The organism is Haematospirillum jordaniae (genome assembly GCF_001611975.1).
Taxonomy (GTDB): Bacteria; Pseudomonadota; Alphaproteobacteria; order Rhodospirillales; family Rhodospirillaceae; genus Haematospirillum; species Haematospirillum jordaniae.
The window spans coordinates 273,209-287,413 of record NZ_CP014527.1; the positions used below are offsets into that span (position 1 = coordinate 273,209).

Genomic DNA, 14,205 nt, shown 5'->3' on the forward strand with positions numbered 1-14,205 from the left:
CCGGAGACAGCCAATGAGTCACCTTTTCTTGCCTGACGTCAGCTTGATTGGTACCCCAACAGATGTCGGAGCGGGCGTGCGCGGGGCATCCATGGGACCAGAAGCTCTACGCGTAGCCGGGCTTGTTGAAAAGCTGGAACGGTGCGGGGTTGATGTAAAAGACTGTGGTAACCTGCAGGGGCCACCCAACCCAGGATCTCCGCCTGTCGGTGGCTTCAGGCATCTCGAAGAAGTGATTGCTTGGAACAAGATCCTCCATGAGGCCGTCTACCAAGAAATACAGGACGGGCGCATGCCCGTTGTACTGGGGGGCGATCATTGCCTGGGCATTGGATCAATCAGCGCCGTTGCTAAACACTGTCGTGAAACAGGCAAGGAACTGCGTATCCTGTGGCTGGATGCTCATGCCGATTTCAACACAGCAGACCTGACACCCACAGGCAACATCCACGGTATGCCCGTAGCCTGTCTGTGTGGCTACGGGCCAGACGAACTGACCGGCATCGGGGGGCACTCACCAGCAATACGGCCGGATCAGGTTCGTCAGATCGGGATACGCAGCGTCGATGATGGGGAAAAACATTTCGTCCGCAGTGTAGGGCTGGAAGTGTTTGACATGCGCTGCATCGGCGAAATGGGTATGCGCCATGTCATGGAACAAGCCCTGAGCGGCATCGACCAACATACGCACATACACGTCAGCTTTGATGTTGACTTTCTGGATCCCGACATTGCGCCCGGCGTTGGAACAACCGTTCGCGGCGGCCCCAACTATCGTGAGGCTCGCTTGTGCATGGAAATGATCGCTGATACAGGGCGTCTGGGATCACTGGATATTGTCGAACTGAATCCCGCCCTTGATCACCGCAACATGACTGCAGACCTCGCTGTGGATCTCGTAGAAAGCTTGTTCGGCAAAAGCACCTTGGTACGCGTTGCCCGTACGGGGAAACAATACTTCGGGACACGAGCCGCAGCAGAATAGATAAAGACCCAGAACACCATTATAACAAGAAAACCCCGGATCAATCCGGGTTTTTTTTATGGGTCAAAGAAACACCCCGCCTGCAACCATTCCTACACAGATGAGAAAAACTCTCTTGCCTCTGCACGGCTTGTAACACTACCACCCGCCGATCCTACGTCGATACTATATCGTTCTTTCTGCAGCAATATGGCGGTTAATTTCATGAGTTCAGACAGAGCCTCCATGGCCCCCGAAATCGATGGTGCAATGTACGGCATCAAGCGGTTCTCATACAGCAAGGAATGGGACTTTAAGCCCTATAACCAGCCACGCAACACATGCAACCAACTCCGCGTTAATTCCGACTTCTACGTCTATCGTGAAGCATCGCACGGCTTTGATGGTATCTATGCTGTATATTGCGAAAGCGGCCTTCTCAGCCCGGGCGATGCCTATCATCCATCAAGACGCTACACGGAAGGTCCCTTCCAATATGGCTTTGAGAACGCCATTCAGGTTCTAAATCCAGAAACAGGCAGGCCCTTTGATTCCGGTGTCAACTGGGTCAAAAGCTCGCCCAGCACGGTCAACCAAGTCCATGACAAGCAGGACATGACGGTTACAAGCGTTGACGATACGATCAGCATCGGCGTTGGCGCCAGTGCATCAGCACAAGGCCCCGGAGGCGGAGTCAATCTTGGATATTCGCATTCTGAGTCCTTCCAGTTATGGAAATCGGACAGCTACTCGATCAAAGACTGGGGCGTCGAGGAACGGACAGAGCCCGTGTCTAATACCGGTCGCTGGTTCTGGCATCAACAGGCTCCTTACGATGTTACCAACCTAGGGTCTGATGACTTCAGCTGGTGGCAGCAGGCCTATGAGAGCGATTGGCCCCCAAGCTTGTGCAAGGAAACGGCCATGCTCTCCAGAAGCACCATGCAGTACAATACTGCCATTGCATGGCGTTTTGACCTGTCCCTTGTAAAAAAGGGAACATTGCCCGTGCGTTTTGTCCAAAGCCTGAACTGGAAATGTGCGCTGATCGCGCAGCCAGACTGGGCTCCAACAGAAGGGCACCATCAAATCTGGAGCGAAACCTTCCGGTCAAGCGCAACCTATGACCTGGATCTGGCTGCTATCATTCGGGGCAGCGTCATACGCCCAGATACTCCCGCAGCTCACCCCACACACGATGTCTCCGAACAGGTCCAAGCAGTAACAGGGCCGGCTGCTGTTCGGAAACGGCCCGCCTTGGTTGAGCCTCGCTGATAAAACGACATGAATGGAAGTGTTATGCCTTCTATATGGAATGGTTTTGATACAAATCCTCATACGTTACCCGATACATGTGTCGTCTGTGCGGGTGCCATTGGCGGAAGTTTTCTCCGGCTGCCCTGTGGGCATGGGGGCCCGGAAAGTTACCCCCTACACGTCGAATGCATGATCCGAGCCCTGGTTCCCATCGAGAGTACGACAGCGCAAGCCCCTCGATGCCCGATCTGCAGAGGAGGCATTGATACAGAAACCCTGACAGAGGTTGCTGACTACATCCGCCAAGACAAGCTTGTAACCTTCCCAAGCGAAGATGACATCGCGATCAGCCAGCCACCGTGCCAAACTGCAGAACAAAGAGCACGTTTCCTGTCCCTTGTTACCGCAGCTTACGAGGCAATTCATGGTGGCGAACTGGAACCAAGCGACCAAGAAGCAAGTCCCGCTTACTACGACTACTTATCACAAATCGCAGAAGAACTCATAAACAGTATCAACAACAGCGTTGAAGAACATACCTACACCTTGGAAGAAATTGATCAGAAGATACTCGAGATTCAGGACCTTGATGCCCACCTGATGGAACGATCAGGGCGAATAGCACTTCTGGATCATGCCGGCTGGGCAATTGCTGGTGGCAACTTCGAGGAGATCTACAACAGGCTCTCTGGCATCAGAACACAGTTACAAGAATCGCGCGAACGGCTAACAAAAGAACGCGAACAGAAGCAACACAAGGCCGAAGAACAGGGTCACGCTCATCACTTTGCTTGAAAAAAAACAACTCTATCTTGCGCAAAGGCTACACAATGAAAAGAATATGGAATGGTTCTGAAACAGATCCCCACACCCGTCCGGGCGAGTGCGCCATCTGCATGGGCGGCAGTGGTGGTGAGTTTCTCCGGCTGACCTGTGGGCATGGTGCACCAGACCTTTACCCCATCCACGTTACATGCGCCGTCCTATCATTTTCCACCCCCGTGGATGAATATAAGTTACCCCCACGCTGCCCTATTTGCAGAGCAACGGTCGATACAGATACTCTCCTGGAAGTTGCCAACTACATTCAACAAAATAAAACAATCACCTTCCCCGATGATAATGACGAAGAAGTGGAGCAGAGCGTATATCAGAGTGAAGAAGAAAGAGGGACACTCATGTCCATTATCTCTGATGCTCATGATATGGTTCCGGATGCCGAGATATTGGACCCTACAAATGAAGAGCTGAGCTTAAAGTATTATCAGGACATGATAAATGAAGTAGAGAGCATGACACATGAAATACAAAGTGGAATTGAAGAAAGATTATACACTCTGGAAGATCTTGAACAGAAGGAACAAGACATTTCCTTTGTAGAAGAAAAAATAGACAGGATGTCAGGAAGACTTTCTCTCTTCTCCCACCATAACTGGGTTTTCTTTGAGTTCAGATTCGATGAATTATATAGACGCCTGATGGAAAGCAAAGAAAAGCTGGTAGAAACAACCAAAAAAATACGGATGGAGCGCGAAGAGAAACAAAGGGAGGAAGAGGAAGAGCATCGCCATCACTTGGTGCCCTGAGGCTCAACGCCCCCAAGAGGACAAAAACCTCTTGGGGGCAGGCACATATTCAGAAGCTCCAGCGCACCTTTATTGACGCCGACTGGCTTGAAAAGCCGCCACGGTACTCGCTGTCGTAGCGCCCAGTTATTTCCATGCCTTCATTCGTTCTATAGCGCATTCCCAAACCTGCCGTTGTCACCCAAGGAACGGCTGGTGCTCCATAGGTAATAAAGGAAGAACCCGGCTCTCCTGCAAATGTAGCCGTAATCGATGAACGCTCGTTGAAAGCATCATATCCCAGACCTAAATGACCCGTCAGCGTTACAGTATCACTGACATGATACGATATCTTGCTATCAGTACTCATCAGTAATGATTTTGCACTTCGAGACTTTACATCCAGATTCAGAGCCCCAGCCCCGGTTTCAAGATAAGAGCTGTCACGTATCCAGGTATAGTCAGCACGAACAGATGGACTAAGAGACCACCCCACCCCAACGGGGTAGGATCGGCCGATACCTGCACCCGCATGTGCAACCTGACTCTGGTAGGAAGAGGATGCCTGGGAGGCCGTAAACTCTATTGCCCTATTTCCCTTGTTCCGGTTGAGACCGATATCAGCCTGAACATTCAATTCTGTTCTGTGATCAAGATTGTAGCTTCCATAAGCCACCAATTGGTGGGTTGCAATATCGAGTTTCTGGGGAGCGAGAATTCTGTTGTTCTTGATTCTTACATTCGCATAGGCAAAGGCAAGCCCAAGGCGCAAGGCAGGGGAAATAGCAGTATCAATGCCAACAACCAGACCACGCGCATCCATTCTGTATCCGGCAACGCCCTTGTGGTCATTTTGACGTGCCCATGAACCAAACGGCTTCATCCAGACGTAACGATCTTCAAAAAAACCATCCCCCGAAGACAGCCCTCTATTACCGTCAATACGCGCCTGAATAATCTTGTTAATCCCGGATAGAGAAGACTGCGTTGCCATAATGGAACCGCCTGTCAACAAAGGTAGCGTCTGGGAAACAGCACGAACAATCTGCTGATTGGTTGTGAAACCAGAAACGACAAACAAGGCCTTCAACTTTGTACTACGTTCAATAACTTGGACAGCTCCAAGGGCAGGTGAACTGCCTTGCCCCGCCAGAACGTCGGACAGAGAAGGGGAGGAGCTGCCACCTCCTGTACTGGTCGAACCACCGCCAGAGCCACCAAAGCTGCCACCACCTGTGTCTGTCGAACCGCCACCAGAACCACCGGAGCCGCCACCTCCTGTATCTGTTGAACCGCCGCCAGAACCACCGGAGCCGCCACTACCTGGATCGACCGGGGGCTAACCCCCAACAGAAATAGGCTCACCGTACACATAAAAGGTGATAGGTGGTGGAATAGGCGTATCGGCTGAATAGGTTGTGACAACAACAGTATATCGCGTCCCTTGCAGCAGACCTTGCGTGAGCTGCGGACACCTTGTCGCGTCATCACCACACGTTGTGACAGTTACCCCATCTGGCCGCACATTCTCATAGTCATCATTCAAAGCCAGAGAATTAACGCTCGGGTTAAGGGGATCAAAAGCTCCCTGATACAGAACTAACACCGTATCGATGGGTGCGGACGACATACCGAATATGTATGTACCGCTCAATGATGGCTCGAAAAATTGCAGCCAATAATGAAAACTATTGCCACTCCCGGGTAAATTATTAATATCGGCCAGCGAGGGACTGCCAATGCTAAACGTTCCAGATTCTACCCCGGCAACACCGTTATCAAGGGCTTTAACAGTTCTCTTGAAATCTAAATGTGTGTATATCTATTTGTTATGGATAGATATGTTTCCGTTGGCCGTGCGGCGGCCCTTCTTGGTGTCTCGGTCAGCACGCTCCGTCGCTGGGAGCGGGAAGGCAAGCTTTTGCCGGAGCGGACGGCATCCGGCCACCGCCGTTATGCCCTGTCCCGGCTTCAATCCGGTCACGACGGCGAGGCAGCGGCGCAGAAGCGTACCATTGCCTATGCGCGTGTTTCCAGTCATGACCAGAAAGCGGACCTTGAACGCCAGAAAAAGATACTGGAACTATACTGTGCCCGGCAAGGCTGGACCCATGAGGTTATAGCCGACCTTGGGTCCGGAATGAATTACCGCAAGAAAGGTCTCAAACGTCTTCTGGAAGATATCATGGCGGGCCGGGTCGGACGCCTTGTCCTGACGCACAAGGACCGTCTTCTCCGCTTTGGTGCCGAGCTTGTGTTTGCGCTTTGTGAGGCCAGACAGGTGGAGGTTGTGATCCTCAACCAGGGTGAGGACACCACCTTCGAGGAAGATCTGGCGAAAGATGTCCTTGAGATCATCACCGTGTTCAGCGCCCGTCTGTATGGGGCACGGTCCCGGAAGAACCAGAGACTTCTGGAGGCTGTTGCAGAGGCGGTCAAGGATTCCCCGGCATGATAACAGCCCATCGTATCGCGCTTGATCCCAACAATGTGCAGGCCACATATCTGGCCCGCGCTGCCGGGACAGCCCGCTTTGCCTATAACTGGGCCCTGGCGGAGTGGGGGCGGCAGTATGCGGCATGGAAAGAGGACAACACCCTGCCAAAGCCCTCGCAGTACGCCCTGCGCAAGCAGCTCAATGCCGTCAAGCGGGAGCAGTTTCCGTGGATGCTGGAGGTTACGAAGAATGCCCCCCAGATGGCCATCATCCAGCTTGGAGAGGCCTTCAGGAACTTCTTCGCGGGCCGTGCCCGTTATCCGAAGTTCCGCAAGAAAGGTGTACACGACCGCTTCACCCTGACCAACGACCAGTTCACTATCGACGGTTCACACATCCGCATCCCCCATCTGGGCCGGGTGCGGATGCGCGAGGCGTTGCGCTTTACCGGCAAGATCATGTCAGCCACCGTGTCCCGTGTGGCCGACCGCTGGTTTGTCAGTCTTGCCGTGGAGACACCCGAGGAGCCATGCCTGCCCCACGCTGAAAACCAAGGTGCGGTGGGTGTGGATCTCGGTGTCTCCGCACTGGCAACGCTCTCGACCGGGGACAGCCTTCCGGGACCCAAACCGCACAAGGCCGCGCTGAACCGTCTGCGCCGTTTGTCCCGGAGCCTGTCCCGGAAACAGAAAGGCTCCTCCAACCGCCGCAAGGCCCGGCAGAAGCTGGCCCGTCTTCACGCCCGGATCAGCAACATCCGCACCGATGCCCTGCACAAGCTCACCACAGCACTGGTCCGCAGATTTCACCTCATCGGCATCGAAGACCTGAATGTACGCGGCATGATGCGCAACCGGCATCTGGCCCGCGCCATTGCCGACATGAGCTTTCATGCTTTCAGGCGGCAACTGGAATACAAGATGGCACGGCGCGGGGGACGGGTTGTGGTTGCCGACAGGTGGTTTGCCAGCAGCAAGACCTGTTCGTGCTGTGGGCACAAACTCGAAAGCCTGCCTTTGGCAACACGGGCATGGGTGTGTCCCGTGTGCCGTACGCAGCATGATCGTGACGTGAATGCCGCGATCAACCTGAGACATCTGGCGGTGAGCTCCACCGTGTCAGCCTGTGGAGAGGAAAGCTCTGGCTTGGGTCGCAAGACCAAAGCGAAACTGGCCTCAGGGAAGCAGGAAGCAAGCAGCAGGTTTACTCATATATGAGTAGGTTTGCATAGGTATTGTAGAGCGGTTTCAGAAGGGCAGATTGTAACCGGAGGCTAGTCGGGGGGCTTGCGCTTGCGGGCTTCTTTCTGGTCCAGAATACGCCGATCCAGATCAGCATGCTTCCGTTCCGAGGCATTCCCGTAGCGCTCAAGGAGCGCAAGGCCCTCACGGACCTCACCCACCTCCCGCGCGGCCTTGTACATTTCACGCGCACTCGGCCACTCGAAGGGATAGCGGGCAAAGACCTTTGAATCATCCATCTTCAGGTTCCACTGTGCCGAAGACAGAAAGGCATAGGCGTTGGATACTTGCTTCAGGAGGAACCGACCGTTATCAAAGGTCCGTTTGACGCAGCGGTTGACCACGAAGATAATGCCGTGTTCCCGAAGGAATTTCAGCGCCTTATAGACCGTTGTCCTGCCGTAGCCCGCCTTCTCTCCAAGCGTCTTGTAAGAGACTGCCAGCTCGCCGGTGTGCCAATTGATCGTTTCGAGGCAAGCCCGATAGACAGCGAGCACCGAACGGCCGCGTCCTTCATAACGCTGCACCTCTGGGCTTGCTGCGAGTTGCTCCTTCCAGCGCAAAACAGTCTTTCTCGGCGGCGGCTTGCCGAACTTGACAAGATGCTTCTCGAAGGCACCTCGGCGGCACTGCCACTTCGGACCGTCCGGCAAGCCGAACGGGGGCGTGAGCCGGAAGCCTGTGAGGTGGTTTGTTAAAGACGATGTAGACACAAACGGCATCCCGATTTTCGGGGCCGGTTCAACTTGTTTTGCTGGTGCTTCAAGAGTGATTGACTTGGCTGAAGCCGCGCCCTATCTTGGGCTTTGCGGTAACGCCTGCATTCACTGGCACCAGCAGCGCAAGTTGTTCCAGCCAAGTATTTCACAGTGGATGTGCCGCAAACCGTTGGCGCGGTAGGCAACACAGCCCGGGGATGACCCCGGGCTTTTTCTTTGTCCGTCATTTTGGCTGGCGTGTAAAGCGTTGTATGTAAAGTGGCGGATCCACATCCCGGTTTACCCCTTCCCCCACGGGCGGCTCGAGCAAGCCAATCCCTGTTGTCTGCTGTACATTCCTACGAGGTGGCCCGCGTTCCGACCGGATCCGGCACAGCGTTGTTTGCCGCTTCAACAGGACCGGGTTCCCGGCTGTCGGCACGTGAATCGAGCAGAATCATCTCACCGGATCCGGCGGTCAGGATAATTTCTGTGGCATACCGGTCCCGGCCGTCAGCATCCGTCCATTTCCGGGTCTGCAACTGGCCTTCGATATACACACGTGATCCGCTTGCGCAGATACTTCCCGGCCACGACACGGCGCCCACCGGACTTCACAGTCAATGACAACACAATGGAATGTCAAAGCGCGTGAAACAGGGACCCATCTCGCAAGACGGGACAGGAGACATGTATAACCACGAACAGGGATGCAAACGAGTTTGGCGAGTGTTTATGCGCCAGTCTCAAAGAATCTCGAAGTTTCTCAGAGAATCTCCAAGAATCTCAAAGTTTCTACGTCGTACCCACCGGCAGGATAGAGGAGGTGGGCCCACCTCCTGTCCTCATTCGATGAGGATGCTTGTTCGCACGGTCCGGCCGTGCTCAACGCAAGCGTGAGAAAGAGGGAGCTTTTTAACCGGACGACAGGCTGTTTTTTGGACGACGGACTCTTGCACAAAACATGTTATTATAGTAACGACTTTTATTTAGCGCGTTTAAGTAGAAAGTATCGCGCATCCTACCGGGAAACTTAGGAGAAAACCCATGGCAAACCTAGTATCGGCCTTAGGCCAAACCAAGGCAAATCATGATGCTACAAATGACACTCTGTACGGCGTAGGCGGAGACGGAGATGACAGGCTCGAGGGAGGTAGGGGAAATGACTTCCTGTATGGTGGTGCAGGAGACGACGCCCTGCACGGCGGAGACGGAGACGACCGTCTGTCCGGCGGATATGGAGACGACACCCTGAATGGTGGGGAGGGAGATGACAAGCTCGAGGGAGGTGAGGGGAATGATACCCTCTATGGAGGGTTTGGCAGTGATGTCTTGGATGGCGGTAGGGGAAATGATCACCTGTATGGTGGCGCAGGAGACGACACCCTGTACGGCGGAGACGGAGACGACATCCTGAATGGTGGGGAGGGAGATGACAGGCTCGAGGGAGGTAGGGGAAATGACTTCCTGTATGGTGGTGCAGGAGACGACGCCCTGCACGGCGGAGACGGAGACGACCGCCTGTACGGCGGAGACGGAGACGACCGCCTGCACGGTGGAGGCGGAGACGACATCCTGAATGGTGGGGAGGGAGATGACAGGCTCGAGGGAGGCGAGGGGAATGATATCCTCTATGGAGGGTTTGACAATGATGTCCTGGATGGCGGTAGGGGGAATGACTTCCTGTATGGTGGCGCAGGAGACGACACCCTGTACGGCGGAGACGGAGATGACATCCTGTATAGCGGGTCCGGTAATGATACCTTGTATGGTGGGGCAGGTGCCGACCAATTTATCTACACGTCGACATCATTGGGCAGCGATGTTGTACTGGATTTCAATGCTGCAGAAGGAGATCGTATCCGTCTTGATATTGAAACCTCATCTGGCACGCGTCTGACATGGAGCGACAGTGGGCCGCAAAAACTGTCAATGTGGGCCGAGCCATCTGATGGAGGTATGGTTCTGCGCGCTGATATTGACTGCAATACTGATGCAGATATCAGTATCAACCTGCAAGGCGTTTCTGATCTGGGGCCAGATGCCTTGATTCTCTAAGGGCGCGGGCTGCCCCAATTCTTTCTGCTACGCTTGGTGAAGTTCGACAAATAGGCCATTTCCAACCGGAATGGGGTCTGATTTCGTTTGTTTCGTTTACAATGACCTTCACCTCTCTTTCCCTTAACCCCGGCGCGAAAATCTTCAGTCACCAGAGCCAGGGAGGGGGGCGAATATTCGCTGAGCTGTCCGGCATAGCCGCGCCCGTCAACGAACAGGTTGATATTTTTCAGAACGTCGCGCGCGGCCATCAGTGAAAGGCCTCCTTGATCGGGGGCGAGGTTTGCCGCGCCCCCGATCAATTTATTTTTCCCCGTCGTAAAAACGGCCGTTTATGCAGATGGTAGAACACGCTGGCGCGAAAGAATTGCGTATTTTTAACTGGAATATGGGAGAAGCCTGATTGCAGGCTACACCGATCTTATTCGTCGAAAAGATCGGTGTGCCGTCCAGTTCGTTCAAAGCGGACAACATTGCCATTGATTTTGTAGATCAGAAGCCAGTCCGACTCAATGTGGGCATCCCGGTAGCTACGCCACCGCCCTTTAAGCGGGTGGTCGAGATACGTGGCAGGCAACGGCGTACCTGCTATCAGCAGCTCTATCAGAACCTTGAGCTTGCTCATGTCCTTGCCACGCCTTCCAGAAGCCTTGACGTCACGCTTGAACTGGCCAGAATACTCCGGGTGCCGCATCAAATACCCAGCTGGGCAAACAGATCATCCGCATCGTTGGCATGGTGAACATCTTCACCATGCTCACTTTTCGCCAGCGTTTCCGCCGTCAGTGCGTTAGGAACGCGCATGTCGAATGGCAGCGTCTTTTCTTTGGCGATTTTGGTGAGGGCAATGCGCACTACATCGGACACAGTAAGCCCCATACCCGCCAGTACGGCAGCGGCTTCGTTTTTTAGCGTCTCGTCGATCCGGGCGCGGACAAATGCATTTGCTTTCATGGGACGCCTTGGTTCCATTGGGAGCCTCGCATTCAGGGTGAGATAACACTGTAGCTCAAATGAACCACTTTTGCAAGGCACCTCTTTTTAACCATCTCTTTCTTTTTTTCAGCCACTTGACGCACAGCTTTCAGCATATATACGAAAGAACAACGTCCTTGACGTTCAGATTATTTTAACTGATATAAGATGTCATCTTAATATTAAAAAAGGATCTGAATGAGATGATAATAACGGTTGGTAATACAAAAGGTGGCGTGGGCAAAACTACGATATCGGTTAATTTGGCGGTCGCCCGCGCATTGTCCGGTCGCGATGTATGGTTGATTGATGGTGACCGACAGGGTACGGCGCAAACTGCAATCAGTATCCGGGCTGAAGCGGGGTACGCTCCGGGGATTGCTTGTGCCACTTATCCGGATGGCCCGACATTGCGGTCACAGGTTCAGCAACAGGCATCCAGATTTAATGATGTGATTATCGATGCTGGCGGACGTGACTCAACTGCATTGCGTGCTGCCCTTGTACTGTCTGATGTGCTTCTGGTTCCATTCCAGCCTCGGAGTTATGACGTGTGGGCACTCAACGATATTGCGGCACTGGTTGATGAGGCCAGAAGTGTGCGTGATGGTCTGCGGTGCTTTGCCGTTCTTAATTGCGCCGATCCGGGCGAGCATTCAACAGACAACATAGAAGCTGCCGCTGCGGTCGCTGAAGTTCCCCAATTTGAATACCTCCCAACTCCTTTGCGTCGTCGCAAAGCTTTTGCTAATGCCGCAGGTTCGGGGCAAAGCGTTCTTGAATTGAGGCCGCAGGATCACAAGGCGACAGCCGAGGTAAATAACCTTATTAACGCATTGTTTTAATATTAAAAAGATATCTAAATAGAGTTGTAAGGGGTTTAAATGGCTATTACGAAGAAACCAGTCAAGCCTGTTGCAGGTTCATCCTTTGCCCCTGTCGATGCCTTTATCTCAGGTGCTCCGGATGCTGATCAGGGGCCGCGTCGTGTCCGCAAGGGACGCAAGGTCCAGATTACACTAACAATCACAGAACCCTTGTTGGCTCGCGTGGATGAGCTGGCCGGACATCTTGGGCAAAGCAGGGCCGCTGTGATTAATCTGGCTGTTATGCAGATGCTTCAAACAGGCTTGCGTATTGATGGCGAATAATCTGCCTTCGCGTGTTGCCTTGTCTTCCTTGAAGAAGCAGAAAAAAATAACGTTTCTGCGCTGAATGCATTTCTGACGCCATGCCAATACCACCCGGCATGGCGTTCTGATTCAGATTCAGACCGTTTTCTTTTTCTGTTTTGCCTTTGCCTTTGCCGGTTTTGGTATGTCTTTCAGCTCGACCGTGGCGGCCCTCGACCATGGCTCGGGGATCAGGTCCCATGGCATGATGGCGGTGTTGAGCTTCAGCAGTTCAGGCACGTTGATATCAGCCGTGCACCAGAGGCGGACCGGCTCGTCATCGGCATTGCGTTCCACATGAACAAGCAGCCGGTTGATACAGGTGCGCACAAGAACGGTGGACAGGCCGTCGGACGGATCGTGCTTCAGGCGGGCCAGAAGGCGTTTCCAGCGGTTCAGGCTTTCGTTGGCAAGGTCGGTGCGGAAAATCAGCTTGTCCAGTTCCCGCTGGTGCGTATAGAGCTGAAGGCGTGCGTTGGTGATCTGCTTTTCCTTGTCGTCCAGAAAGGACCGGATGACGGGGCGGTTGGTCCGGTTTCCGAGATCGGACAGCAGTGCCTTGACCTCATCTGTTGCCTGGTCGATCTGTTGTTGCAGCCGTTCAATGGCGCTTTCGTGGCGTTGCCGGTCCGGTGAAAGCGTCTCCTGAAAGGTGCGGATGGTGTCCAGATCAACCGTATTCAGCGCCTCCAGACCTTGGACAATGATGGTTTCGCGCGGGATCATCCACAAGGCGGTCCGGCGTGATCCATAATAACCCGGCGGGGCGGCGGTCAACGGGTGGCCGGTTTCGGCGCACCGCAAGCGGCGCGTGAAGAACCAGCTTCCGGTCTGGCCGGTCTTCATCTGGAGCGAGCGGGCCTTGCGCTGGCGTTCCATCGCCCGTTCCCGGCTGCGGGCCTTGGCATCGGCGGCGCGGATATGACGCATGGAAGACCGGTCTTCAATCATGCGCTGGACCGCATCGAACAGGTCCTCGTCCACAATCGCGAGCTCCGGAACCGGTATCCGCAGCCATTCACTTTGAGGCCGCACAACACAGTTCCGTTTTCCGGTTTCGGGATTGACCCGGTATTCCTGCCGGTTCCAGGTGATCCAGCCTTTGTACAACGTATGGCGCAGGACGCCGGTTTGCCGGGACGCCGTTCCGACCAGAGCGGATATGGACCACGTTCCGCCACGCGGCGATGCAATGCCGTCGTCGTTCAGGCCTTCACAGATTTCACTCAAGATCGCGCCGTCATGGTACTCGCTGTAGATACGCCGGATGACCTCCGCCTCCCCCGGATGAATCTCGCGCTCGCCACGGACCAGTTCGCCTTTTTCATCCAGGCGGTGTTTGGTGCGATAGCCATAGCACAAGCCGCCGGGGATCTTCCCGCGCAGCGTGATGGCCCGCAACCCGCGCCGGGTCTTGTCGGCAAGGTCCCGCAGGTACAGCGCGTTCATCGTGCCTTTCAGACCGATATGCAGCTCGTTGATGGTGCCGTCCGCGATGGTTTCAATATCGATCCCCATGAAGCGCAGTTTCTCGTACAGCGCGGCGATATCGGACTGGCTGCGGGACAGGCGTGACAAGTCCTCGCTCAACACTTTCTCGAATTCACCGGCCAGGGCGGCGGCAACCAGCGCCTTGGCATTCTCGCGGTGGGACATGGTGGCTCCTGACAACGCCTCGTCGGCGAAAATGTGGGATACCGTCCACCCCCGGTCTGCGCAAAACTGGATACACCGGGCCACCTGATCGGCGCTGGATGTGTCCTGTTTGTCGGTGCTGTGGCGCGCGTAAATGGCGACCAGCATGACGTTTCCTCCGGTCTGTGTCGTATGTATACACG

Annotated in this window: 17 protein-coding genes; 9 read left to right on the top strand and 8 right to left on the bottom strand. The window is 54.4% G+C overall.

The genetic code is table 11. From position 1 onward, the window contains the following. The first annotated feature begins 13 nt into the window (after positions 1 to 13). The 4 genes from rocF to AY555_RS11300 all read left to right on the top strand — a co-directional run bounded on the left by rocF (position 14) and on the right by AY555_RS11300 (position 3,807). Entirely contained in the window at positions 14 to 985 is a 972-nt protein-coding gene (gene rocF / locus AY555_RS11285) for an arginase (protein WP_066137358.1), read from the top strand. Between the two features lie 204 nt (positions 986 to 1,189). Further along, a complete protein-coding gene (locus AY555_RS11290; protein WP_156483429.1) occupies positions 1,190 to 2,239 on the top strand; it encodes a hypothetical protein in 1,050 nt (349 codons plus the stop codon). A gap of 171 nt (positions 2,240 to 2,410) precedes the next feature. After that, positions 2,411 to 3,016 (top strand): hypothetical protein, encoded by a 606-nt coding sequence (locus AY555_RS11295; RefSeq protein WP_066137362.1) that lies wholly within the window; start codon positions 2,411 to 2,413, stop codon positions 3,014 to 3,016. 35 nt (positions 3,017 to 3,051) lie between these two features. Next, entirely contained in the window at positions 3,052 to 3,807 is a 756-nt protein-coding gene (locus AY555_RS11300) for a hypothetical protein (RefSeq protein WP_167798497.1), read from the top strand. Between the two features lie 49 nt (positions 3,808 to 3,856). On the opposite strand, the gene AY555_RS11305 is transcribed toward AY555_RS11300, so the two are convergent. Together AY555_RS11305 and AY555_RS11310 are read right to left on the bottom strand one after the other, a co-directional pair. Further along, complete coding sequence (locus AY555_RS11305) at positions 3,857 to 4,867, bottom strand: autotransporter outer membrane beta-barrel domain-containing protein (protein WP_156483431.1); 1,011 nt, start codon at positions 4,865 to 4,867, stop codon at positions 3,857 to 3,859. 5 nt (positions 4,868 to 4,872) lie between these two features. Beyond that, the gene (locus AY555_RS11310; RefSeq protein WP_167798495.1) at positions 4,873 to 5,136 is read right to left on the bottom strand and encodes a hypothetical protein; all 264 of its coding nucleotides are present in this window, start codon (positions 5,134 to 5,136) and stop codon (positions 4,873 to 4,875) included. A gap of 481 nt (positions 5,137 to 5,617) precedes the next feature. Here AY555_RS11310 and AY555_RS11315 point away from each other — a divergent pair, with 481 nt between their 5' ends. Both AY555_RS11315 and AY555_RS11320 read left to right on the top strand, forming a co-directional pair. Continuing rightward, positions 5,618 to 6,241: an IS607 family transposase gene (locus tag AY555_RS11315; RefSeq protein ID WP_066136401.1), complete on the top strand. Its 624-nt coding sequence runs from the start codon at positions 5,618 to 5,620 to the stop codon at positions 6,239 to 6,241. Continuing rightward, positions 6,238 to 7,440 (top strand): RNA-guided endonuclease InsQ/TnpB family protein, encoded by a 1,203-nt coding sequence (locus tag AY555_RS11320; RefSeq protein ID WP_066133065.1) that lies wholly within the window; start codon positions 6,238 to 6,240, stop codon positions 7,438 to 7,440. The genes AY555_RS11315 and AY555_RS11320 overlap by 4 nt, the downstream gene beginning before the upstream one ends. A gap of 56 nt (positions 7,441 to 7,496) precedes the next feature. On the opposite strand, the gene AY555_RS11325 is transcribed toward AY555_RS11320, so the two are convergent. Both AY555_RS11325 and AY555_RS12320 read right to left on the bottom strand, forming a co-directional pair. Continuing rightward, positions 7,497 to 8,177: a hypothetical protein gene (locus AY555_RS11325; RefSeq protein WP_167798514.1), complete on the bottom strand. Its 681-nt coding sequence runs from the start codon at positions 8,175 to 8,177 to the stop codon at positions 7,497 to 7,499. Positions 8,178 to 8,521: 344 nt separating this feature from the next. Continuing rightward, on the bottom strand, positions 8,522 to 8,722 hold the full coding sequence (locus AY555_RS12320; protein ID WP_066137002.1) for a single stranded DNA-binding domain-containing protein: 201 nt from the start codon (positions 8,720 to 8,722) through the stop codon (positions 8,522 to 8,524). 487 nt (positions 8,723 to 9,209) lie between these two features. Between AY555_RS12320 and AY555_RS11335 the strand changes: the two genes are divergently transcribed. After that, positions 9,210 to 10,220, top strand: coding sequence for a calcium-binding protein (locus tag AY555_RS11335; RefSeq protein WP_066137004.1), 1,011 nt, complete (start codon positions 9,210 to 9,212; stop codon positions 10,218 to 10,220). Here AY555_RS11335 and AY555_RS11340 read toward each other — a convergent pair. The 3 genes from AY555_RS11340 to AY555_RS11350 form a co-directional block, all read right to left on the bottom strand. After that, the gene (locus tag AY555_RS11340; RefSeq protein WP_066137006.1) at positions 10,217 to 10,471 is read right to left on the bottom strand and encodes a phage major tail tube protein; all 255 of its coding nucleotides are present in this window, start codon (positions 10,469 to 10,471) and stop codon (positions 10,217 to 10,219) included. The two genes, AY555_RS11335 and AY555_RS11340, sit on opposite strands and share 4 nt — an antisense overlap. A 170-nt stretch (positions 10,472 to 10,641) precedes the next feature. Beyond that, the gene (locus AY555_RS11345) at positions 10,642 to 10,914 is read right to left on the bottom strand and encodes a type II toxin-antitoxin system YafQ family toxin (protein ID WP_066137009.1); all 273 of its coding nucleotides are present in this window, start codon (positions 10,912 to 10,914) and stop codon (positions 10,642 to 10,644) included. Next, positions 10,914 to 11,174, bottom strand: coding sequence for a type II toxin-antitoxin system RelB/DinJ family antitoxin (locus AY555_RS11350; RefSeq protein WP_066137371.1), 261 nt, complete (start codon positions 11,172 to 11,174; stop codon positions 10,914 to 10,916). Before AY555_RS11350 ends, AY555_RS11345 begins: the two co-directional genes overlap by 1 nt. Before the next feature lie 224 nt (positions 11,175 to 11,398). Between AY555_RS11350 and AY555_RS11355 the strand changes: the two genes are divergently transcribed. Next, entirely contained in the window at positions 11,399 to 12,040 is a 642-nt protein-coding gene (locus tag AY555_RS11355) for an AAA family ATPase (RefSeq protein WP_066137011.1), read from the top strand. A gap of 39 nt (positions 12,041 to 12,079) precedes the next feature. After that, complete coding sequence (locus tag AY555_RS11360) at positions 12,080 to 12,346, top strand: ribbon-helix-helix domain-containing protein (protein WP_066137013.1); 267 nt, start codon at positions 12,080 to 12,082, stop codon at positions 12,344 to 12,346. 117 nt (positions 12,347 to 12,463) lie between these two features. On the opposite strand, the gene AY555_RS11365 is transcribed toward AY555_RS11360, so the two are convergent. Next, positions 12,464 to 14,170, bottom strand: a complete 1,707-nt coding sequence (locus AY555_RS11365; RefSeq protein ID WP_066137015.1) for a recombinase family protein — start codon at positions 14,168 to 14,170, stop codon at positions 12,464 to 12,466. Between the last annotated feature and the right edge of the window lie 35 nt (positions 14,171 to 14,205).

Bases quoted from the DNA above. Each gene is read 5' to 3' on its own strand.
- AY555_RS11320 (WP_066133065.1), top strand. From the start codon at position 6,238: ATGATAACAGCCCATCGTATCGCGCTTGATCCCAACAATGTGCAGGCC.
- AY555_RS11355 (WP_066137011.1), top strand. From the start codon at position 11,399: ATGATAATAACGGTTGGTAATACAAAAGGTGGCGTGGGCAAAACTACG.
- AY555_RS11315 (WP_066136401.1), top strand. From the start codon at position 5,618: ATGGATAGATATGTTTCCGTTGGCCGTGCGGCGGCCCTTCTTGGTGTC.
- AY555_RS11365 (WP_066137015.1), bottom strand. From the start codon at position 14,170: ATGCTGGTCGCCATTTACGCGCGCCACAGCACCGACAAACAGGACACA.
- AY555_RS11340 (WP_066137006.1), bottom strand. From the start codon at position 10,471: ATGGCCGCGCGCGACGTTCTGAAAAATATCAACCTGTTCGTTGACGGG.
- AY555_RS11360 (WP_066137013.1), top strand. From the start codon at position 12,080: ATGGCTATTACGAAGAAACCAGTCAAGCCTGTTGCAGGTTCATCCTTT.
- AY555_RS11350 (WP_066137371.1), bottom strand. From the start codon at position 11,174: ATGAAAGCAAATGCATTTGTCCGCGCCCGGATCGACGAGACGCTAAAA.
- AY555_RS11290 (WP_156483429.1), top strand. From the start codon at position 1,190: ATGAGTTCAGACAGAGCCTCCATGGCCCCCGAAATCGATGGTGCAATG.
- AY555_RS11335 (WP_066137004.1), top strand. From the start codon at position 9,210: ATGGCAAACCTAGTATCGGCCTTAGGCCAAACCAAGGCAAATCATGAT.
- AY555_RS11345 (WP_066137009.1), bottom strand. From the start codon at position 10,914: ATGCGGCACCCGGAGTATTCTGGCCAGTTCAAGCGTGACGTCAAGGCT.
- AY555_RS11300 (WP_167798497.1), top strand. From the start codon at position 3,052: ATGAAAAGAATATGGAATGGTTCTGAAACAGATCCCCACACCCGTCCG.
- rocF (WP_066137358.1), top strand. From the start codon at position 14: ATGAGTCACCTTTTCTTGCCTGACGTCAGCTTGATTGGTACCCCAACA.
- AY555_RS11295 (WP_066137362.1), top strand. From the start codon at position 2,411: ATGATCCGAGCCCTGGTTCCCATCGAGAGTACGACAGCGCAAGCCCCT.